General features: G+C 45.0%; 14 protein-coding genes. 9 read left to right on the top strand and 5 right to left on the bottom strand.

All coding sequences use genetic code 11. The features are described from left to right. Positions 1 to 206: 206 nt before the first annotated feature. Positions 207 to 1,499, top strand: a complete 1,293-nt coding sequence (locus tag QUA36_RS26580; RefSeq protein ID WP_333459637.1) for a ribonuclease D — start codon at positions 207 to 209, stop codon at positions 1,497 to 1,499. 31 nt (positions 1,500 to 1,530) lie between these two features. On the opposite strand, the gene QUA36_RS26575 is transcribed toward QUA36_RS26580, so the two are convergent. From QUA36_RS26575 to QUA36_RS26565, 3 genes are all read right to left on the bottom strand, one after another. Then, positions 1,531 to 2,196, bottom strand: a complete 666-nt coding sequence (locus tag QUA36_RS26575; RefSeq protein WP_333165591.1) for a hypothetical protein — start codon at positions 2,194 to 2,196, stop codon at positions 1,531 to 1,533. 2 nt (positions 2,197 to 2,198) lie between these two features. After that, complete coding sequence (locus QUA36_RS26570) at positions 2,199 to 3,191, bottom strand: ImmA/IrrE family metallo-endopeptidase (protein ID WP_333165589.1); 993 nt, start codon at positions 3,189 to 3,191, stop codon at positions 2,199 to 2,201. Between the two features lie 306 nt (positions 3,192 to 3,497). After that, on the bottom strand, positions 3,498 to 6,029 hold the full coding sequence (locus tag QUA36_RS26565) for a vWA domain-containing protein (protein WP_333459636.1): 2,532 nt from the start codon (positions 6,027 to 6,029) through the stop codon (positions 3,498 to 3,500). Positions 6,030 to 6,398: 369 nt separating this feature from the next. Here QUA36_RS26565 and QUA36_RS26560 point away from each other — a divergent pair, with 369 nt between their 5' ends. The 3 genes from QUA36_RS26560 (at position 6,399) to QUA36_RS26550 (ending at position 14,990) form a co-directional block, all read left to right on the top strand. Then, positions 6,399 to 7,385 carry an AEC family transporter gene (locus tag QUA36_RS26560; protein ID WP_333459635.1) on the top strand — a complete coding sequence of 329 codons (987 nt, stop codon included), beginning with the start codon at positions 6,399 to 6,401 and terminating at the stop codon, positions 7,383 to 7,385. A gap of 172 nt (positions 7,386 to 7,557) precedes the next feature. Then, positions 7,558 to 13,002, top strand: coding sequence for an AAA family ATPase (locus QUA36_RS26555; RefSeq protein WP_333459634.1), 5,445 nt, complete (start codon positions 7,558 to 7,560; stop codon positions 13,000 to 13,002). 347 nt (positions 13,003 to 13,349) lie between these two features. After that, the gene (locus QUA36_RS26550) at positions 13,350 to 14,990 is read left to right on the top strand and encodes a calcium-binding protein (protein ID WP_333459633.1); all 1,641 of its coding nucleotides are present in this window, start codon (positions 13,350 to 13,352) and stop codon (positions 14,988 to 14,990) included. A 73-nt stretch (positions 14,991 to 15,063) separates the two neighbouring features. Here the strand turns inward: QUA36_RS26550 and QUA36_RS26545 are convergent, their stop codons facing one another. Further along, positions 15,064 to 15,426, bottom strand: coding sequence for a hypothetical protein (locus QUA36_RS26545; RefSeq protein ID WP_333165576.1), 363 nt, complete (start codon positions 15,424 to 15,426; stop codon positions 15,064 to 15,066). A 401-nt stretch (positions 15,427 to 15,827) separates the two neighbouring features. Here QUA36_RS26545 and QUA36_RS26540 point away from each other — a divergent pair, with 401 nt between their 5' ends. Continuing rightward, on the top strand, positions 15,828 to 16,670 hold the full coding sequence (locus QUA36_RS26540; RefSeq protein WP_333165574.1) for a photosystem II manganese-stabilizing polypeptide: 843 nt from the start codon (positions 15,828 to 15,830) through the stop codon (positions 16,668 to 16,670). A 466-nt stretch (positions 16,671 to 17,136) separates the two neighbouring features. Beyond that, entirely contained in the window at positions 17,137 to 17,910 is a 774-nt protein-coding gene (locus tag QUA36_RS26535; protein WP_333165571.1) for an RNA polymerase sigma factor SigF, read from the top strand. A gap of 320 nt (positions 17,911 to 18,230) precedes the next feature. Here QUA36_RS26535 and QUA36_RS26530 read toward each other — a convergent pair whose 3' ends face one another. After that, positions 18,231 to 19,397 (bottom strand): pyridoxal phosphate-dependent aminotransferase, encoded by a 1,167-nt coding sequence (locus QUA36_RS26530; protein WP_333459632.1) that lies wholly within the window; start codon positions 19,395 to 19,397, stop codon positions 18,231 to 18,233. Positions 19,398 to 19,634: 237 nt separating this feature from the next. Here QUA36_RS26530 and QUA36_RS26525 point away from each other — a divergent pair, with 237 nt between their 5' ends. From QUA36_RS26525 to QUA36_RS26515, 3 genes are all read left to right on the top strand, one after another. Next, positions 19,635 to 20,147: an adenine phosphoribosyltransferase gene (locus tag QUA36_RS26525; protein WP_333137865.1), complete on the top strand. Its 513-nt coding sequence runs from the start codon at positions 19,635 to 19,637 to the stop codon at positions 20,145 to 20,147. 225 nt (positions 20,148 to 20,372) lie between these two features. After that, positions 20,373 to 21,413, top strand: a complete 1,041-nt coding sequence (locus QUA36_RS26520; protein ID WP_333454958.1) for an ABC transporter permease — start codon at positions 20,373 to 20,375, stop codon at positions 21,411 to 21,413. Between the two features lie 88 nt (positions 21,414 to 21,501). Further along, positions 21,502 to 22,061: leucine-rich repeat domain-containing protein (locus QUA36_RS26515; protein WP_333459631.1), on the top strand; the 560-nt coding region annotated here is incomplete at its 3' end.

The raw sequence follows: 22,061 nt of genomic DNA, 5'->3' as shown, positions 1-22,061 counted from the left end.
GCTGCGTACCTTACTGCTGAATGGTAAAAATGCGATCGTCTATTCCCGGTTTCTGCCTCCAAGACCGGTCAACATTTAATACTAATTCTGAAAAAATACCTGTAGGGACACGGCAATGCCGTGTTTTTAATGCGATCGTTGACAATCGAGCCGATAATTGCTATAGCATAATAGAATCAAAAAGTTAATAGCAAAAGTCGGTAAAAATGCCTTATTTAACAGCAGCAAACGACATCACAGCACTCATAGCTAAATTTTCCCAAGCTAAAATCCTGTGGGTGGATACAGAAATAGCCGACTATAAATCCAACCCCAGATTATCTCTGATTCAGGTGTTAGCTGACTCCACAGATTCCACCGGAGATGCCACTTTTATACTAGATGTCTTGGATCAACCTGAATTGGCAAAAGATTTCATCAACCAAATCATGGTCAATCCAGATATAGAAAAAGTCTTGCACAACGCCAGCTATGACATCAGATTTCTAGGCAATGACGACGCTCAAAATGTCACTTGCACATTAAAAATGGCGAGAAAGATTCCAGCTTACATTCTGCCCTTACCTAATCGACAACTCAAAACTTTAATAGAAACACTTTGCGGCATTACTTATGTAGATAAAACCGAACAAAGCGGCGATTGGGCAAAGCGTCCCCTGACCCAGAAGCAGCTAGAATATGCCAAGATGGATGCGGTTTATTTAGCTGGAGTGCATCGCCGCCTGCTAGAAATTCTTGCCCAATGTTACCCCGAACCCGCAGCGGAAAACTTGATAGCATTGGGCGAAAAATATCAGAAAATAGAATCTCAGTGGAAGCCACTAGATTCAGAAATCGCTGAAGTGAAAGAACGCCTTAAAGCAGGGATGCTGGCCCAAAAGCTCAAAGACAGTTCTTATTTTGAGCTTTCCAGTTCGATAGCTATGAAAGTAGATTTTCTCACCCTGGCAAGACTGACGCAAACTGAGGGAATTGAGTTAAATTTTCCGGTGACGCTGACGAAAGAAATTCAAAAACAGTTAGGCAAACTCATCGATCATCCATCTTTGGAGGTGGAGGATATTGCTAGTTGGCGGTTGAATTCTAATGTACAGCAGCGGCGAAAATCTACTAAGAAAATTGCGCCGGAACCGGAGAGTGAGGATTTAACAGCATTGGGGGAAAGGTACAAAGAAATTTTGCCTGAATGGAAGTTGCTGGATTCTGAAGTTGAGCATTTGAAAGAGCGCATTAAAAAAGCAATGTTGGTGCAAAATCAGGAAAATACTCCCCATTTTAAGTTATCCAGTTCCTCGATTTTAAAGGTAGATTTTGCTAGCTTGGCAAAACTTGCGCTATCTGCAGGAGTTGAGTTAGATTTTATGGTGACGCTGACTCAATACATCCAAAAGCGGTTAGGGGAAGCGATTAACAAAATTGATGTGCAAATTGAGTATATTACCAGTTGGCGGATGACGGCGAAGACTGTGGAAGATGAAGACGAGGAAATTCCGTTTTAAGTCAGGACTAAGGCAAGTGTCACACTTAAATCTACTTGTAAGGATTTAGTAGATTACCTGCCTCCTGCCGACACTCCTCAATATAATTTTTTAAAGTAGCTAGGGAGTTGTCAGATTTTGAATTAAGCCCTGAACCAAAAACACTCTTAATTGCTGTATCACATTCTCGAACAGGAACAATGAAATCTCGAATAGTCTCAAAGCCATCGGCTTTAATATTTCTGAGAACAAGTTGCTCTAAGCACCATAATCTATGATTTAGAGACTCTTTAATGATAGGTAAGTTAACTGTTGCTAAGGCTTTGATGAATCTTTTATCTCCAGTAAAAATCTGAGCAGATTTATCTTTTTGGATAAGTTTGATAGCATGACTTGTGAGAATTGCCTCACCTAGATCGATATTTTCAATATTGGATAATTGAATAAAAATTTCTTGGTCAATATCAGATTCAGATATTTTTGGTAAAGTCTTAGAAAGGTAAAGAACTTGTTTATAATTAATCAAAGGATCTTCGGGTTTTCGACTTTTCCCTCCTTCAAATTTTTTCCAATCGCCTTCAAATTTATATTGTGCCGTCTCTAGGATATTAACTTGCTCAGAACTAGCATCAAATAATTGAAGAGTCTTATCGAATAGCTGGAATGTAGCAAGCTTTTTAATTATGTCATTATCAATGCAATAGATACAACTAGACAAAGCTATTCTCCTAAAATCTGGTCTAAGTAATCAGCATTATCGTCACTTAATTCCTCCCAATTTAGATGCTGCTCTAAAAAATTGTTAATAGTCTTATGTCCTTCTTTAGTAGGATTGATTAAATTTACACATCCCATAGACAATGCAAAATAATTTCTATTATACCAGCCATAATTTAAAGCTAATGCAGATGGATCAATAGTTGAGTCACTTTGAACAAGTTGAATAATTTTATTCTTTAGGTCTTTTGCATTGTTAATTTTTTTCTGACCGAGGGAGTTATCAAAACTATTGACTAGCAGTTTAACTGCAAACTGATTGCTATCTCTTTCTTCTAGATCATCAGAGTCTTGCTTAATATCATCATCAATCAAAATACCTTCTTTAATATGACCAAGGGCAAGATGGCCCAGTTCATGGGCAAGATCGAATGCTAGACATACTGGTTGTGTCTTACCGCTACTCAAGACAATCACGGGATGCTCGGCTTGCCATTGGATCATGCCTCTAATTTTGCGGGTATTTTGAGGGTAATTCTTAAAATAGACAACAGCGATACCATGTTCCCAACAGTAATCGAGCAAGCTGTATAAAGTGACTTGAGGATGTTTGGCAACGATCTCTGAGCGGACTTGATGAGGGTCATATGGGATGGGTTTAAATTCGAGCTTTATAGCGTCAGCAACAACTTCAGCAACCCGTGAGGCAAGTTGATGAGCCACATCAGGTACATCTACTTTATCCTGTTGATGGTACTTGAATTTGGTGTGGAGTAAGGGCTTAAACTGAGGCTTCTGATTCTCGGCTAAGAGACTCTTGAGGTCTATGTGTAGACGTTGGGCAATATGACCAGCACCCTCTAGGACGGCGACTGGTTTATTGTCTAGTTCTTCATTCCACCAACTGGGCAAACCTTTTTCTTGAACGAAACGTTTTGGGAAACCGATCGCCGAGAGTTTTTTATAGAGAACAGACATTGATAATGTTTGTGTCATTGGCTTGCCCTCCTTATGAGAATTCGCGTAATATCATTGTAACCTAATTCCAGAGAATTTGGCTACTATTTTTTTATACAGCGTTGAGATCTATCCTACCATAGCATAAACTTTCGCAAAATCAACACCAAAGGAAAGTTACGAACCCGAACGATTCCCATCATAGAAAATTTGCGATCGCTCCTTTCGTCTTGGCAACCTAACACTTGTCCCATCTACCTATTTCCTAGTCGCCACCGCTGCGCCTTTGCGGTTAATTTCAATCACCCATATTTAACCAAGGTGGGCAAAAGCCCACCCTAATTCCTACTTCCCTACCGTGAAATACTCATTCTTAGCATACACGCTAATAATGCAGTCTCCGACTTCAAAAAACATCCCCTCTTGCTCATCTTTAGAAAATTGCAAGTTGCCGTATTTAGAATTAATTTCCTCAGCAGTCGCCGCTTTTGCCTCCATTTCATCGGGGATAAGTCCGGTAGAACCGATATAGAAAACCAGCGGTGAAACTTTTTCCCTGTACACTTTCTCAGCATAAGCGTCCAGTCCCTCGTTGGCATTAGCTAAAGCAGCGACAAATTCGTCTCGCTTGACATCTTCTCCCTGCCATTTCGCTTGCAAAAGGCGCAGCAAACTATCTGCACCCACTTTAGCTAAAGTAGCGCTAACAATTCCGTTATCCTCCAACCCCAAAAACTCATCGAAAATCAGTTTCATCAAGTCGTCAACTTTGGTAATTTTTGTTCGGGATGACAGCGTTTTGTGTGCGAAGACAACAGGCTCATCTAAGGTGATGTCAAAGGTCGGTTTTGCTAGCTTTTCGCCCGTGTTTTTTTGGTAAACTTCATAAAGGCGATCGAGAAATTTGTTGGCAGAGTGCAATTTGCCGAAGTTGAGGATGTTTTTGCTGCCGATGTCGATTTTGTAGCTGACTCGCGAATCTACTGAACCGTTGGCGATCGCACTTTTTAAATCTGTGTATTCCGTCGTCGTCGGAAAGTTGATGTAAAGGCTTTTTGACAGATAATGCTGTTTCAATTCTTCCAATTGTTCCGCAGTGTAAGCCTCGGATTCTTCCTTCAAATGAGCCGAGAGAATGCTAGAGAGAATTTTGATTTCTGCGAGTTCCTCAAACACTCCGTCAAGGCTGCCGTAACGCCCGTCAAAAGGCACGAGGGGCAAATTCTCTAACTTAATATCGTACTCTGAACGGAAGTCAAATTCTTGCACAGGCGAACCGTCTTTTTCAAGGACACCGCATTTTTTGAGCAAATCAAACACTGGTTTGCTGCTGATTTTGGTTCGCAGCGACTTAATATTAACTTCGCCGTCGCTGACAATAGTATAATTGTTGAAATTATTGAGGTCTGTAACTAGAATTCCCGCCACTTCTGCGATTAAAGTTTCATCCTCAACTTTTACCAGCTTAGCTTTTCGGGTAATCAGCATATTGATGGTAGCGGTATTTTGATTGATGGCAAATGAAGCCATTTGCACGTATTCGCCACCATCTAAGAATTCTGTTTTCAGCCAAGGCTTGACAAGGTTGCTGTTTTCGTCTCGCTTTCCTTCAATTCGCTTCAAACCTTTTCGCTGATAATTTTCTTGCAAGTGTTTCAAGTTGATGATGATGCTGTTGCTGTTTTCCTCCAATATCTTGATTAACTCCAGCAGCGAAATTTTCTCGCTGACTTTTACCCGATCGCCAATTTCATGATTTTTCAACACATCAGGCGCAAAGACAGCCTGTTCCAAATCTTCCGTAAACTCCGCTATTTGGGCATTTGTCAAAGCTTTCGCGTGTTTTTCCGTCAAAGTAGCGTCGAAGGTACTCACCAGCGCATACTTAGCCGTATTTAAATTGCCGTCAGCCAGGTTAGCTTTCGCAAAAGCCAACACAGACTCATCAGTTTGAGCAACGGGAACATCTAGTTTGTCATACTCATCTTTGACGACTTTCTGATATTTGTAAAACAGTCCCGGATCGTCTGCTTTCAGCCCGCAGATTTTCAGCGTACTCGATGAACCGTTGATTTTCTTGCCACTTTTGGAAACAAAAACTTGATAATCATATTCCTTAATTAACGGTTCTTCCAGCGGAGGTGCAACGGAACTGCCTAACAGTTTTGTGCTGTCGTAAAGAGCATCATAAACCATTTTGACTTCGCCAGCGCGGATGCAATTTCCCGATAATGTATTGGCGATTTTGGAGAGAAGTTTGAAGTCAGCACAGGCATAGGAGATAGTGTTAGCAAACACATCCATGTCTTTGAGCTCTTCGCAAATTTCCCCTAGTTTTGCAGCTTCGGAATTGGCACTGGGGTCATTTGCATAGCCGTCTGTGTGCAAATTGATCGCTGTCAATTCTCCCGCTTTAACCAGAGATTTAGCGAGTTCCATCGACTGCGATATGCAGGTAGAGCCAGCCGTGTGGATTTTTTGAATTTCTTTGATGTATGGAGAGTCAAACTTCAGCACTTCTTGAATGGGAATTCGCTGGAAATGACAAATTACGTTCCCCTTGTCAGCATAGGAAATCAGGCTGACAATTAGCTGGTAATTGTTGTATTCGTCTAAGGTCAAAAGCTTGATTAGGGTTTCTTTCAGCGGTTTTAAGTCATAATACATTGAGCCGGAACGGTCGATGATAATGATGCTGTGAGCGACGGATTTTTCTGGGATATCGCCTGGTGTTCTTTCTAAATTAATGCGATCGACTAGATAGAATGCCTTTGCGTTTCCGGCAAAATTGTAGAGGGTAAACTTGGTGCGAGTATTGGAGGCTGCTTGGCTGCTGGAACTTTTGACTTGAGATGATTGTTTCGCTTGCCGTGCCATAGTTTTCACCTATGTTGATTTTTTCCTCAACTTCATCATGACACGCGCTTATGTGGATGTCAAGGCCTGTGTGGAAAATTATCTGCGAAGCTGAATAAGCATTAATATTTAGCGCTGCGGTGTCAGGGAAAACTGCGGCGCTAGGCTAAAGGTGGGCTGTTTTGGCAAAAGTAGTGGATCTGCGTAATACCAATTTAATGTGAAGTTGCACATATCTCGATCCCCCTAAATCCCCCTTAAGAAGGGGAGTAGGGGTTGACTTTGATCGGAATCTTGTCCCCCCCTTATTAAGGGGGGCTAGGGGGGATCGGATTCTATGGAGGCTCATAAAAAATTGGTATAAGTCGTTTAGTAAATATTTAGTCAATCATGCTTTATTTAGAAAATCCGCTGCTCAAACTTTATCTAAATCTGATCGGATGGGTGGCGTTGGGATTTTTTCTCGGCCGCCAGCTACCGAGAAGCTATTCTACATATTTAGCCAAGTTTCTTTTCTTCTTTGGCACCCCATTGAGCATTGTTGCTTTTATCCGCAGCGCCAATTTGTCGGGTTCTATTTGGATGGCGCCGCTGATAGCTTGGGCGGCAATTTTAGCAGGTGGAGGACTCGCTGGGATTTTGATAAATTTCGGTGTCGGTGAGGAACGTTTCAAGACTCTTAATCCGATCGCCCAAAATAGCCGGGAACACACCAGCGCTTGGAGTTTGCCCACTCAAGGCAGCTTCTTATTGGCAGCGATGGTGGGTAATACAGGTTTTTTAGGCATTCCCGTCAGCTTGTCCTTATTAGGGTCGGAACACTTTGCCTGGGCGTTGTTTTACGACTTGCTAGGCACTACCGTGGGAATCAATATACTGGGAGTTGCTATTGCTTCTCACTGCGGTAAAAGCGATCGCCATCAGAGTTGGTTAAGTCCGGTGCGGGCAATTTTTCAGAATCCGGCACTGTGGGCTTTTGGTCTAGGGTTTGTCTCGCGCAGCTTGCCGTTGTCAGCACAAATCGCAGAATTGTTAACAACAAGTGCTTGGAGTGTAATTACTTTAGCTTTAATTACGATCGGGATGCAGTTGAGCAAGTTGAATTCCTTGCACAACCTCAAACAAGTTTTGGCTTGTCTGGCGATTAAAATGCTGTTAATTCCCTTGGTAATTGGCACGGGATTAACGTTTTTGGGGATCGCGGGGGCGCCGCGACTTGTGCTAGTGCTGCAAATGGCAATGCCTCCTGCTTTTGGTACTACATTGCTGGCAGAAGCTTTCAATCTCGATCGCGAATTAGCCGTAACTGCGATCGGCCTCGGCTGCGTTAGTTTATTATTCACTATTCCCCTATGGATGAGGCTATTTAATTTTTAATAAAAAAAATAGGAATTGCTCAGTTTTTAAACTGCCTTATTTCAGTGATCCCCATCACAAATATGGAGCCATATATGTCATCTTGATTTAAAATAATAATCACGGGACTGGGAAACTGTATTGGCTTCTGCTAATGTGGAAATACCTCGCTGAGGACGGGAACAATAAAAGTATGGCAAGTATAAATTTTACATTGAAAGGTTATCAACTTATCGATCGCATTTACTCAGGAACTCGCACCCTAGTTTATCGAGCTTTCCGCACTGGCGACAAACAGCCAGTCGCCATCAAAGTCTTGCGGAACCAGTATCCCAGCTTCAGCGAACTGGTGCAATTTCGCAATCAGTACACGATCGCCAAAAATCTCAACTTGCCCGGAATCATCGAAACCTACAGTTTAGAACCCTACCAAAACAGCTATGCGCTGGTAATGGAAGACTTTGGGGGAATTTCTCTGAACGAATGGATGGAAAAAGGGGAAACTGGGCCGTCTCTGAGCGAGTTTTTGCCAGTGGCGATCGACCTGAGTGATACATTAGATATACTCTACCGCCACCGCATTATTCACAAAGACATTAAACCAGCCAATATTTTAATTAATCCGCATACAAAACAAGTCAAACTCATTGACTTTAGTATTGCATCTTTGCTGCCAAGGGAAACTCAAACCCTGATGAATCCTAACGTCTTGGAAGGGACACTCAGCTATTTGTCTCCCGAACAAACGGGAAGGATGAATCGCGGCGTTGACTACCGCACTGACTTTTACTCTTTGGGCGTGACTTTTTACGAATTGCTGGCGGGACAATTGCCGTTTCAATCCAACGATGCGATGGAATTGGTACACAGTCATATTGCCAAGCAACCGCCATCACTCCATGAAATAAATCCCGCAATCCCGCCCATCCTGTCGGAGATTGTCAGCAAATTAATGGCAAAGAATGCCGAAGACCGCTATCAGAGTGCGTTGGGACTGAAATTCGATTTAGAATTTTGTTTGAAGCAACTTGAAGAAAACGGTAGGATAGAGAGTTTTACGATCGCCCAGAGGGATGTGGGCGATCGCTTCCTCATACCCGAAAAACTCTACGGTCGCGAAACCGAAGTTGCCGAATTGCTGGCAGCATTCGATCGAGTAGCAGGTTTTTCCCAGCAGCCATCAGAACAGGGTGGAGGCTGTGAGTTAATGTTAGTCGCGGGTTTTTCTGGGATTGGCAAAACTGCAATTGTCAATGAAGTTCACAAACCAATTGCCCGCCAGCGCGGCTATTTCATCAAAGGCAAATTCGACCAATTTAACCGCAACATTCCTTTTTCAGCTTTTGTCCAAGCATTTCGAGATTTAATGGGACAATTGTTGACCGCCAGTGACCAGGAGTTGAAAAATTGGCAAACTCAAATATTGCAAGCAGTGGGCGATAACGGACAAGTCATTATTGAAGTAATCCCAGAACTCGAAAGAATTATTGGGCCACAACCGCCCGCACTCGAATTATCAGGAACGGCTGCCCAAAATCGGTTTGATTTGCTGTTTCAAACTTTTATTCGCGTGTTCACCAAACCAGAACATCCCCTGGTGATGTTTTTGGATGACTTGCAGTGGGCTGATTCCGCCTCGCTGCGGTTAATGCAACTGCTGGTTGCCGAGTCAGCAACCGGCTATTTATTAGTAATTGGTGCCTACCGAGATAATGAAGTGTTTGCAGCACATCCGTTGATGCTGACACTGGATGCAATGGCAAAAGCTGGGGCGACGGTGAATACTCTGACGCTGGAACCGTTGAGTTCAGAAAGTCTAAATCATTTGGTTGCTGATACGCTCAATTGCGATCGATCTTGGGCAAGACCTTTGGCTGATTTGGTGGCACAAAAAACCCAAGGAAATCCCTTTTTTGCAACGCAGTTTCTCAAAGCACTGCATCAGGATGGGCTGATTGAGTTTGACCGGGTTGCTGGTTGTTGGCAGTGCGATATTGTGCGAGTTCGGGAGGCAGCGCTGACGGATGATGTGGTCGAGTTTATGGCGTTGCAGTTGCAAAAATTGCCGCCAGGAACTCAGAATGTGTTGAAGTTGGCTGCTTGTGTGGGGAATCAGTTTGATTTGGGGACTTTGGCAGTTGTCTCCCAGCAATTGGAAACGGAAACGGCGGCGGATTTGTGGAAGGCTTTGCAAGAGGGGTTAATCCTGCCTGAAAGTGAAGTCTACAAGTTTTATATGGGGCGAGAAAGACGGGAGGAGGCAGAAAATTCGGAGGTGGTGAATTACAAGTTTTTGCACGATCGCGTTCAGCAAGCCGCCTATTCTTTAATTCCCCAACAAGAGCGATCGCGCGTTCACTATCAGATCGGACAATTGCTGCTCCAGCAAAGTTTACCCGCAGCTATAGAAGAGCAAATTTTTTCAGTCGTCAATCAGTTGAATTATGGTATTGCGCTGATTGAAGACCAAACAGAACGATCTGAATTGGCACAACTCAACCTCACGGCTTGCCGCAAAGCCAGAGGCGCTACTGCTTATCAAGCTGCTCGCGAGTATGCGGAGATCGGGCTAAATTTGCTGGGAGAGAGCGCTTGGCAACGACAGTACGAGATGACCTTGAACTTGCACGACATAGCAGCAGAAGTGGCTTCACTCTGTGGCGATTTTGAGCGGATGGATCGGTGGATTGACACTGCGATTCATCATACCAGAACTCCCCTAGAGCGAGTCAGCGTTTACATCGTCAAAATTCAGGCTTTATCGTCCCAGAACAAGTTTTTAGAAGCAATTGCTATCGGTTTGTTGAGTCTCAAAGAATTAGGAGTTGAATTGCCCGATAGCGCTACATCAGAAGATATCCAGCAAGCAGTGCAGGAAATTAATAGCTTGATCGGCGATCGACCTATTGAAGAGTTATTCGATCTGCCAGCGATGGTCGATACCCAAAAGCTGGCCACGATGCAAGTGGCGGCAAGTCTGGTGTCAGTTTGTTATCTGGTTGGTTCGTCTTTGTTTGCGCTGGTGGCTGCCTTACAGGTAAATTTATCTATCCAATATGGCAACAGTCCTACTTCAGCTTTTAGCTATAGTTCTTATGGGATTATTCTCAACAACTTTCTACAAGATGTGACGGTAGCCGATCAGTTTGGCCGATTAGCTTATCGTCTTGGCAGTAGCGCGGAGGCCAAAAATAGTCGCTCTGCAAGTTGTGTTGTGATCGGACTCTTTTTGTACCATCGCAAATCGCATTTGCGGGAAACCCTCCCCATTCTTCAGGCAGGCTATCAAGCCGGATTAGAAACAGGAAATTTAGAGTTTGTGGGGTTTAATGGGCATGGATTTTGTCTACATTCCTACGGGTGCGGTCAGCCTTTAGCAGAACTCGATCCCCAAATTCGGGCATACCGTCAGCAATTACTCGACCTCAACCAACTAACGACGGCAAATTATTGTTCGATTTATTGGGAAACAACGCTGTTTTTATTGGGTAATCCAAACAACTTCGAGATTTCCTTTGAACAGGAACGCTATGAGGAGAAGCTGGTTTCTCAGTCGCTTGCCTCTAACGATTTTTACCGACTCTGCGTCTTCTATCTGTACAGGGCAACGTTGAGATTCCTGCTGGGAGAGATTGCTGGGGCCTCCGTATATGTCGATCGAGCAAGACAGTATCTAGCGGGATGTGCAGGAACTACTTCCGAAGCTGGTTTATATTTCTATGACTCACTCATAGCCCTTGCCACTCCTGAGTCCGAGACGCAGTTAGAAACTTCGTTGCAACGAGTTCAGGAAAATCAAAGGAAGTTGCAGCATTGGGCAGAACACGCCCCCATGAATTATTTGCATAAGTGGCAGTTGGTAGAAGCAGAGAAATACCGAGTTGCCAGACAGAGGGCAGAAGCTATTGAAATGTACGATCGGGCCATTTCTGGAGCGAAAGAAAACGAATACATCCAAGAAGAAGCTCTCGCTAACGAACTAGCAGCTAAATTCTACCTCGACTGGGGCAAAGAAAAAGTGGCGCAAGCTTATATGCAAGAAGCCTACTATTGTTATGCTCGCTGGGGTGCGAAAGCCAAAATCGATGACTTAGAAAAACACTATCCCCAACTTCTTGCTCCCATATTGCAGGCAAGAGAAAATCGTTTTGCAATCAGCGAAACCCGCCTCCACACAATCAATAAATCGTCAGTTTTACATCAAACCTTGCACACAACTCTATCTAGCAGTAGCAGTATTTACGAAGCCCTCGATTTCGCGACTATTCTCAAAGCCTCCCAAACTCTATCAAGTGAAATTCAATTAGAAAAAGTGCTGGCTGCACTGATGTCTGTGGTGATGGAAAATGCCGGGGCAAAAAAAGCAGTTTTGCTGTTGGTTAAGGAGGGAAATCTCGCGATCGAAGCTGTGGCCTCCTTCCATCGAGATGTCATCTCAATATCTGTACCGCTGTCAGCCAGCGACGAGGTTCCCGCTGCTGTGGTCAACTATGTTAAGCGGACTTGGAAAACTGTAGTTTTGGATAATGCAGCAGTACAAAGCGATTTTATTGCCGATCCGTATTTGCTCCAGGAAAAGCCCAAAAGTGTGCTGTGCGCGCCAATTTTAAATCAGGGTAAATTAATCGGGTTGCTATATCTAGAAAATAACTTGACAATTGGTGCATTTACAGAAGATCGTACTGAAGTTATCCAACTTTTGTGCGCCCAAGCGGCTATTTCTCTAGAAAATGCCCGCTTGTACCAACAATCTCAAGCTTATGCACAAGAATTAGAGCGATCGCTCTTTGATTTGCAGCAAGCACAGTTACAGATCGTGCAAAGCGAAAAAATGTCCACGTTGGGGAATCTCGTCACAGGAATAGCCCACGAAATTAATAATCCTGTCGGCTTTATTAGCGGCAATATTGAGGAAGCAATGACCACGATTAAAGATGTGATTTCCCACTTAAAATTATATCAAGAAAAATTGCCAAATCCCGGCGATGAAATTGAAGAAGATGCGGAGGATATTGATTTAGAGTATGCCTTAGAAGATTTGCCAAAGATGCTGTTGTCGATGAAAGTGGGGTGCGATCGCATTCGTGGCATTAGCACCAGCCTCCGCACCTTCTCCAGAGCCGATAAAGACTACAAAGTTCCGTTTAATATCCATGAAGGCATTGATAGTACCATCTTAATTTTGAAACATCGGCTGAAAGCCAACGATCACCATCCTGCGATCGAAGTCGTCACAGACTACGGCAATCTCCCCCAAATCGAATGCTTTCCGGGTCAACTGAACCAAGTCTTTATGAACCTGCTTGCTAACGCGATCGATGCTCTAGAAGAATCAAACCAAGGACGCAGTTTCGAGGCTCTTAAAACAAATCCATACTGTATCACAGTTCGTACCAGTCAGTCGGACGATCTGCACATCAAAATTCAGATTGCCGATAACGGTGCGGGCATGACAGAAGCCGTAAAAAAACGGATTTTTGACCATCTGTTCACAACGAAGGCAGTAGGAAAAGGTACCGGGTTAGGATTGGCGATCGCCCGCCAGATAGTAGTCGAAACCCACGGCGGAACAATTAATGTGAATTCTACTTTGGGGGGAGGGAGTGAATTTGAGATAGTGTTACCTATTACCGAATAAAAGTTGACTGTTGACGGTTGACGGTTGACGGTTGACTGTTGACTGTTGACTGTTGACTGTTGACTAATGACTAATGACTAATGACTGATGACTAATGACTAATGACTAATGACTGATGACTGATGACTAATGACTAATGACTAATGACTAATGACTAATGACTAATGACTAATCGGGCATTATACCAGCCCCGATCGCAACTCCCGACAGGGGTAAAACGAACCGCGCCCAAGACCAGATTACCAAAATCTCAATTATGCTAACCTAGGCAAGCAGCAATCCCTTGTCACGAAGGCGATTAACATAATTTCAAACAATTTATTTTATTGAGGACCGGTGTATCCCGTATGGCAAACCTGATCGGCACAGACAGCAACGACTTTCTTCTAGGAACTCCCCTGAGCGATCGAATTCGCGGCTTAGATGGCGATGACACGGCCCTGGGTGCGGGAGGAGATGACACCCTAGAGGGCGACGCCGGCAACGACCAGCTTCTTGGAGCTGACGGATCAGATTCGCTGCTTGGCGGTGAAGGAAATGACGAACTCATTGGCAACCAAGGCCGCGATTCTGCGAGCGGCGGGAACGGCGACGACTCGATCCGCGGCGGTTTGGGCAACGACATCCTCGAAGGCAACGACGGGATAGACAGCGTGGTGGGAGACGCTGGGGACGACTTAGTTTTTGGCAACGCAGGCTCGGATGTGATTGCCGGCGGTACTGGCAACGACACCCTCACAGGGGCTGACGGCGACGATTCCGTGTTCGGGAATGCTGATGACGACTTTCTCTACGGGGATTTTGGGAACGATTCTCTCAACGGCGGTAGCGGCAGCGATCAAATTTTGGGCGGTGGCGGCAACGATTTCTTTACCGCCGGCGAGGGTGACGACACTGTGTACGGCAATGCCGACAACGATTCGCTTTTGGGAGACGCTGGTAATGACCAGATATTCGGTGGCAAGGATAACGATACAGCTTTTGGCGGCAGCGGTTCCGATACCCTTCGTGGCGATGAAGGCGACGACTCGGTACTCGGAGAAGAAGGTAATGACTTCCTGTTTGGCGGCAAAGCTAATGATGGTCTCGACGGCGGTTTTGGCGATGACTCCTTGGCCGGAGGTATCGGCGACGATACCATTTTGGGCAGTTTCGGCAATGACAATTTATTTGGGGCAGAGGGTAATGATTCTTTAATCGGAGGCGAGGGTTCGGATACTCTGACTGGCGGCAGCGGCAGCGATGTCTTTGGATTGGGAGCCGGGCCTGGCAGCTTGAGTTTAATTACTGATTACAATGACACAGAGGATTTCTTTGGACTGCCGAGCAATTTATCTTTCGCTCAACTGCTAGTTACCCAAGGCAACGGTGCAAATGTCAGGGATACAGTAATTACGACGCTCGACGGCAAGCTTTTAGCAATTTTGATCGACACTCCGGCGGCGCTGATTGAGGCGAATGATTTTATCGCTGTGACTGGGACGGTTACTCCCAGGCCAACCACCATTACCACTACAACTACAACTACAGTTACAAGCACAATTACAGATCCAGCTCAACCTCAAACTTCAACTACAGAATCACTTCCAACTCCGCCTCCAACTCCAACTCCGCCTTCCACGGAAGCACCGACTCCAACTTCCACGGAAGAAGCGACGCCGACTCTCACGGAAGCACCGACTCCGACTCCGACTCCGACGCCGACGCCGACTCCGACTCCGACTCCCACAGCAGCACCGACTCCGACTCCCACAGCAGCACCGACTCCGACTCCCACAGCAGCACCGACTCCGACTCCGACGCCGACTGCTGCGAGGATTCCTACTGCCCCGACAGTTAGCGCACCTGATGATTCGCCTCTGGTGTCAATGAGTTCGATCCCTCAGACTCCCAGACTATTGCAAATGCAGGGCCAGACGCCGATATTCCCGACGACGGTGCCCAACCCGCTACCCTTACCTCCTACACCTTTTCCTACACCTTTCTAGTTCTAAGTGCGATCGCGCCGCTGTGTGATGAGTTATGAGTTAATGTAAAACTCACTAAACTCATCACTCAAAACTATTTAACGTCTTGGGGAGTTTCGGCCGAGTCTTCTGACGACTCGGCTGGAGAATCTTCTAGGGGAGATAATTGTTGGCTGTACCCCAAGAGCGATCGAAGTTTCATGCGGTGGATGTAAGGCCAGCCGCCATTGGCTTCAATATTCCTGAGCAGTTTGTAAAGTGCTTGGCGGTTGTCGGGAAAAGACGCTTGAAACAAACCGTCCCGAATTTCCCGGTGCGAAGCTTCCAGCCTCCGCAGCAGGGCCAAAAGCAGCAGACTGTCTCCCTGACAACTTTCGGCTAAAGTCCGAATCGCCTCTGTCAGCGATTGCATTTGAGACTGCAACTTTTCTGACTCTAAATCTTTGCCGTTGTCCATACTGCTGCTTCCTTTGAAATCTACAAGGCCTTTGTCCCCAGCCTTTTGGTCAACCGACTAATCGAGCTAGTCGCGATCGCCATTCGGGGTCATAAGCAAAGTAACTTAAGTAGGTTGACTTAAGCAATATTAATTTGCAGTCCAAGTCAGGAAAAGAGCACCACCCGTCGTACCATGTGTATTGGGCTGCGATCCGAACATGATTGAGAAATCATAAGTTCATGCTTATTTTCACGGCGCACTAGCTTGATTTTTTGAGTCAATGCCAGTCTCAGTGAAGCGAGGGATCAGGATCTAAATGCTACCCTAAGCGCTGGCCTAGCCTGCCGGCGGGCAATTATATTTTGCTCGAACTAGGGCTTTTTCTTAATATAATCCGATGTTGGATATTGAGGTTTGCAATGAAATATCGTGCTTTAATTGTTGCACTTTTAGCTTTTTGCATGAGTGCGCTGGTTGCTTGTTCTTCTGCTCCTGACACGACGGTGGCGACTACCGAGTTGCTCACCTACGACCAGATTAGAGGTACTGGCTTGGCTAATAACTGCCCTAGCTTGGCAGAAACCTCTCGGGGATCGATCCCCATCGAAGCGGGCGCCACCTATAAACTGACTGGTTTGTGTTTGCAGCCCACAACTTATTTTGTCAAGGAAGAACCAGCAAACAAACGCCAAGAAGCGGAATTTGTGCCTGGTAAATTGCTGACCCGGTTCACGTCCAGCATTGACCAAGTTCAAGGTACACTCAATGTCGGTACTGACGGAACTCTGACTTTCACAGAAGAAGACGGCTTGGATTTTCAAGCTATTACGATTCAATTACCGGGCGGAGAGCAAGTACCTTTCTTGTTTACCATTAAACAGCTAGTGGCAAGTTCCGAACCTGGAGTAGTTGCTATCAATACTTCCACCGATTTGAGAGGCGAGTTTAACGTTCCTTCTTACCGCAGCGCAGGCTTTTTAGACCCTAAAGCTCGCGGGGTATCGACTGGCTACGACAATGCTGTAGCGCTTCCGGCTACTGACAATTCCAAACGTGTGCGGGCTAATGTTAAGGTAGCTGACACGCGCACCAAGGCGGGCAAAATTTCTCTCCAAGTTGCTAAAGTCAACAGCGCCACTGGCGAAGTTGGCGGGATTTTTGAGAGCACGCAGCCTTCTGATACTGATTTGGGAGCTAGACCGGCTCTGGACGTGAAAATTCGGGGTTTGTTTTACGCTCGTATTGAGCCTTCTGTATCGTAAAATTGGCTTTCTGGATCGATCGAACTTGAGCAGTTTCTGTCCGTAAAGCTCCTGCTCGCCCTTCATTAGCCAACAGTCTTGAGCAATATAACTTAGGACTGTTGACTAATGACTAAATTTATGATTTAATTGTGGTCATTCGCAAGTTATGAAGTTGAGATTTTTTGTTAATTAAAGTATTGTATTCCAAGCGCTTTCTGCTTATAATTAATATATTTTTCAAAAATCCTGGTTAAATTGGGGATTCGGCCGAAGGCCTTCTACCTGCTAAAAGTCTGCCTTATTCCGAAAACCTTCGGATAATACCGCTAAATCCGTTCACGTTCCGAAAACTCAACTGGTGTGTCCGCTATCACACCCATTAAGTGCTAGGATTACACTACCTAAAAGTGAATTTTTTTAGACTAGATTGGAAACTAGATCTAAAGCAACTTCAGTCCTCTGCTCTACCCACCCTTATGTCACCATGTCTACCACACTGCCGAACGAGCTAAAAAGCGAAAATTTGCAATTGTTGCGCGAGTACCAACTTTCTGGATCCAATGAAATCCGCAATCAGTTAGTTAAACTGAATACTGGACTGGTCAGAAAAGAAGTTTACCACTGGATAAACCAGTGCGGTGAAAGCTACGACGATTTGCTGCAAGTCGGATGTATTGGGTTGATCAGGGCGATCGAGCGGTTTGATATCGCCAAGGGGCACGCTTTTAGTTCCTTTGCAATTCCCTACATTCGGGGCGAAATTCAACACTACTTGCGGGACAAAAGCCCTTCTGTGCGGTTTCCCCGCCACTGGCAGTCCCTGGAACGCAAATCAGTAGCAGCGATCAAGGATTTGCAGGTGCAGTTAAACCGCAAGCCTACGGATGCTGAAGTAGCAGCAGTCCTTGAGGTTTCTGTAGAAGAATGGCAAGAAATTAAGTTGGCCCATCTCAACAGATCGCCTCTGAGTTTGGACGCGCCGATGCAAGATGAAGATGAGGGGGCTACTTGTCTGGGAGAATTGGTGCCCGATAGCAAGTATCGGAGTTTTCAGTTGGCGCAAGAGGATCAAATTCGCGTACAGCAAGCTTTGGCTATGTTGGAACAACGGACTCGCGAGATATTGGAGTTTGTTTTTCTCTACGATTTGACGCAGAAGGAAACCGCTGAACGTTTGGGTATCAGTGCGGTGACTGTTTCTCGGCGAGTTAAGAAGGGGCTGGATTTGCTCAAAGAAATTATGACTAAACAGCTTTAGTTATTAGTCATTAGTCATTGGTCATTAGTCATTAGTCATTTGTCAGCAGTAGTTATACCAATTCACAAAAGTAGTGCGACATATAAATTATCAGCTATCGTCTGTAGGGAAACGGCACTGCCGTGTCCGGCCGAGGGTGAGAGTGAATGAACGATAATTTATATAAGACAATTACTGTAGCAAGAGTTTTTTAAATTGGTATTAGTCAACAGTCAGCAGTAGTCAGTCAATAGTCAACAGCGATCGGTAATTAGTCAGTTGCTACCAAGAACAAATAACAAATGACTAATGACTAATGACTAATGACTAATGACTAATTTTTAGAGGCTGCGGACAAATTTATCGAGCCTTTCTACGGCTTTTTTAATTGTGCCTAAATCGGTAGCGTAAGACAAGCGAATATGGTCGTCTGCACCAAACGCAATCCCCGGAATAACTGCTACTTGCTGTTGTTCTAAGAAAGCGTCACAAAATTCCAAAGAATTCATTCCCGTCTTGCTGATGTTGACAAACATATAGAAAGCACCGTCTGGTTTAATACAGCTAATTCCAGGGACAGCATCGAGTAATTCAAATATTACCTGGCGCCTTTCGGTAAAAGCTAGACGCATTTTTTCTACAGATTCTTGGCTGCTTTCCAAAGCTGCGATCGCGCCGTACTGTGCAAAGGTACACACATTTGAGGTACTGTGACCTTGAATGGTGCTGGTGGCTTTGATTAATTCGATCGGCCCGGCCAAATAACCGATTCGCCAGCCTGTCATCGAGTAAGCTTTAGCAAAACCGCTGCTGATCAGGGTGCGATCAAAGATTTCTTTGCCCAGGGAACCGATGCTGACGTGTTGGGCGTCGTCATATATAATTTTTTCGTAAATCTCGTCAGCAACGACTAAAATATCTCGATCGACTATCACCTCGGCCAAGGCTTGGATTTCCGCCGGAGTATACACCATTCCCGTAGGGTTAGAAGGCGAATTCAGTACAAATAACTTGGTTTTGGGAGTAATCGCTCGACTCAGTTGTTCCGGTGTAATTTTATATCCTGTAGAAGCATCAGTCCGTACAATTACTGGCTTGCCGCTAGCGAGTTTAACCATTTCAGGGTAGCTTAGCCAGTAGGGAGCCGGAATAATTACTTCCTCTCCCGGCTCGATCAGAGCCATCATCAGATTGTAGAGGGAATGTTTGCCGCCGTTGGTGACAATGATATTTTCTGGTTGATAGTTGAGATTGTTGTCGGATTGGAGTTTGCGGGCGATCGCAGCTTTTAACTGCGGTTCCCCAGCCACAGGGCCGTACTTAGTCTTCCCCGCGTCTAAAGCTTGTTTTGCCGCTGCTTTAATGTGTTCGGGGGTATCAAAGTCGGGTTCTCCCGTACTCAAACTACAGACATCAATCCCTTCGGCCTTCATGGCTTTAGCCTTAGCTGCGATCGCCAAGGTTATAGAAGGAGAAACCTCACCCACTCGTGCTGCCAACTTAATCATTGGATTTTAGATATTAGATTTTTGACTTTCGATCATAGGGTGACAAATGTTGATATTCAACCCTGTTGTTAGGGAATTATGACATTTGTTTACATAGTACGTAAAGGATTAAGCAATTAAAGAATAAAAATTAAAGAAGCTCTTAGTTTTAATTTTTATTTTTTAATTTTTAAATTTTGACGTTATTATTGTACCATTTTTGATGCCTCGTTACCCTCAACGCCGATCTGCAAGCTTATGGATCTCAAATCTCTGATTCGCGACATTCCTGATTTCCCCAAGCCGGGAATTCTGTTTCGAGACATTACAACTTTGTTGCGCGACCCGCAAGGGCTGAGCTACACCATTGACAGCTTAGCGGAAAAATGCTCTGCAATGTCTGTTGACTATGTGGTGGGCATGGAATCGCGGGGCTTTATATTTGGCGCGCCGTTGGCTTATAAAATGGGAATAGGCTTTATTCCTGTCCGCAAACCGGGGAAACTGCCAGGTGCGGTTCATTTTGCTGAGTACGAGTTGGAATACGGTGTCGATCGACTGGAGATGCACCAAGATGCGATGACATCCGGCAGCCGGGTGCTGATTGTGGACGATTTAATCGCCACTGGCGGAACAGCCGCGGCGACAGCTAAATTGTTGGAGCAAGCTGGCTGCGAGCTTGTCGGTTTTGCTTTTATCATTGAATTGCAGGCTTTGGGCGGCAGGCAGAAATTGCCCGATGTGCCGATCGTCACGCTAGTGGAGTATTAGTCAGTTAACTGTTGACTGTTGACAGTTGACTGTTAACAGTTGACTGTTGACTGCTGAATAAAAACTACTGACAAATAATATCGTTGAGCTCTGCATCGGAATGATTCAACTCTCTCTTCTCTTTCTCTGCGTTCTCTGCGTTCTCTGTGGTTAAATCATTCCGATGCAACCGGAATTAATATCATTCACAATTCTTCAAATCTAAAATCTAAAATCTAAAATCGTATGACTTCTATTAAATTGAATCGAAATTGGCGAATGTTGAATTCTCTGTTTGGCAGCGAGACATTTACTTATGTTCTCAAGCGACTGTTGCAGGCACTTTTAACCCTATTTTTGGCATCAATGCTTTGTTTTGCAATTATTGAGCTAGCACCGGGAAATTACTTGGATACTTTGAGCCAAAATCCCAAGATTTCGCCGGAGACACTCAAACAACTCGAACAGCAGTTCGGCTTAGATAAACCAGCTATTGTGCAGTATTGGCGGTGGCTGCAACAAATTGTGACGCGGGGGAATTTTGGCACGAGTTTTGTGTATCAGCGATCCGTAGCTTCACTGCTGTGGGAACGGGTACCGGCCACGTTATTGATGGCGATCGCATCTTTGATTGTAACTTGGGCGATCGCCATTCCTTTGGGAATTGTCGCCGCCGTCAATCAAAACCGCACAGTCGATCGAGTTCTGCAAATAGTTAGCTACACCGGACAAGGATTTCCGAGCTTTATCACAGCTTTGCTGCTGCTATTTTTTGCTCAGAATACTTCGCCTCTGTTTCCCATCGGAGGAATGACAAGTATTGACCACGCAGACTTACCTTGGTGGGGTCAAATCCTCGATTACGGCTGGCACTTAATTTTGCCAACTGTCGCCCTCAGCCTTACTGGTTTTGCTGGTTTGCAAAGATTGATGCGCGGACAATTTTTGGACGTGCTGCGTCAAGATTATATCCGAACAGCACGGGCTAAAGGTTTGCCGGACGATCGAGTAATTTACATTCATGCTTTGCGGAATGCTGTTAATCCGTTGATTACGCTATTGGGTTTTGAGTTTGCTAGTTTGTTGAGCGGTGCGTTTATTGCCGAATATTTCTTTAATTGGCCGGGTTTGGGAAAGCTGACTCTGGAAGCCGTGACTAATCAAGATTTGTATTTAGTAATGGCGAGTTTGATGATGGGTGCGACGATGTTGATTGTGGGGAATTTGTTGGCGGATTTGCTGCTGAAAGCTGTCGATCCTCGGATTAAGCTGGAAGATTTGAAATAGTAGACTTAATGCAGTAACAGAAGGTAAGCAATGGCGATTTGTAATAGTCAATAGTCAACAGTATTCCATTACCCATCTCGGAGTGTTTATGTCAGAAAAACAACCAAACGAGCCAATTAGTTTTAGCAGCTTTGCCAACTGGTGCCGACATATTGACAGTCTTTCACAAAAGGCAAGGCACACAGTTAAAGTGTTGTTAAAAGAGGCTGGCACTGATGACCCTGAAGCAGCGGAGCAGATACTTTCAAGCATGACCACACTGAATCTGTGCAGCAATAGAATTACCGACATCAGCTCCGTCGGCTCGCTCACCAATCTGACCACACTGCATCTGAGCAGCAATCAAATTAGCGACATCAGCTTCCTCGGCTCGCTCACCAATCTGACCACACTCGATCTCTGCGGCAATCAAATTAGCGACATCAGCTTCCTCGGCTCGCTCACCAATCTGACAACACTGCATCTCTACAGCAATCAAATTACCAACATCAGCTTCCTCGGCTCGCTCACCAATCTGACAACACTCGATCTCTACAACAATCAAATTACCGACTTCAGCGCCTTGCGCTCACTCACCAATCTGACCACACTCGATCTCTGCGGCAATCAAATTAGCGACATCAGCTTCCTCGGCTCGCTCACCAATCT

The organism is Microcoleus sp. Pol10D4 (assembly GCF_036701555.1).
In the GTDB taxonomy this organism is placed as follows: domain Bacteria; phylum Cyanobacteriota; class Cyanobacteriia; order Cyanobacteriales; family Microcoleaceae; genus Microcoleus.
The sequence above is the reverse complement of the archived record's forward strand: the minus strand, read 5'-3'. Positions and strand labels throughout refer to the sequence as shown.

Excerpts from the sequence above, each read along its gene's own strand:
- QUA36_RS26520 (WP_333454958.1), top strand. The coding sequence starts at position 20,373 with ATGACTTCTATTAAATTGAATCGAAATTGGCGAATGTTGAATTCTCTG.
- QUA36_RS26545 (WP_333165576.1), bottom strand. The coding sequence starts at position 15,426 with ATGGACAACGGCAAAGATTTAGAGTCAGAAAAGTTGCAGTCTCAAATG.
- QUA36_RS26525 (WP_333137865.1), top strand. The coding sequence starts at position 19,635 with ATGGATCTCAAATCTCTGATTCGCGACATTCCTGATTTCCCCAAGCCG.
- QUA36_RS26565 (WP_333459636.1), bottom strand. The coding sequence starts at position 6,029 with ATGGCACGGCAAGCGAAACAATCATCTCAAGTCAAAAGTTCCAGCAGC.
- QUA36_RS26540 (WP_333165574.1), top strand. The coding sequence starts at position 15,828 with ATGAAATATCGTGCTTTAATTGTTGCACTTTTAGCTTTTTGCATGAGT.
- QUA36_RS26530 (WP_333459632.1), bottom strand. The coding sequence starts at position 19,397 with ATGATTAAGTTGGCAGCACGAGTGGGTGAGGTTTCTCCTTCTATAACC.
- QUA36_RS26555 (WP_333459634.1), top strand. The coding sequence starts at position 7,558 with ATGGCAAGTATAAATTTTACATTGAAAGGTTATCAACTTATCGATCGC.
- QUA36_RS26550 (WP_333459633.1), top strand. The coding sequence starts at position 13,350 with ATGGCAAACCTGATCGGCACAGACAGCAACGACTTTCTTCTAGGAACT.
- QUA36_RS26535 (WP_333165571.1), top strand. The coding sequence starts at position 17,137 with ATGTCTACCACACTGCCGAACGAGCTAAAAAGCGAAAATTTGCAATTG.
- QUA36_RS26580 (WP_333459637.1), top strand. The coding sequence starts at position 207 with ATGCCTTATTTAACAGCAGCAAACGACATCACAGCACTCATAGCTAAA.
- QUA36_RS26560 (WP_333459635.1), top strand. The coding sequence starts at position 6,399 with ATGCTTTATTTAGAAAATCCGCTGCTCAAACTTTATCTAAATCTGATC.
- QUA36_RS26570 (WP_333165589.1), bottom strand. The coding sequence starts at position 3,191 with ATGACACAAACATTATCAATGTCTGTTCTCTATAAAAAACTCTCGGCG.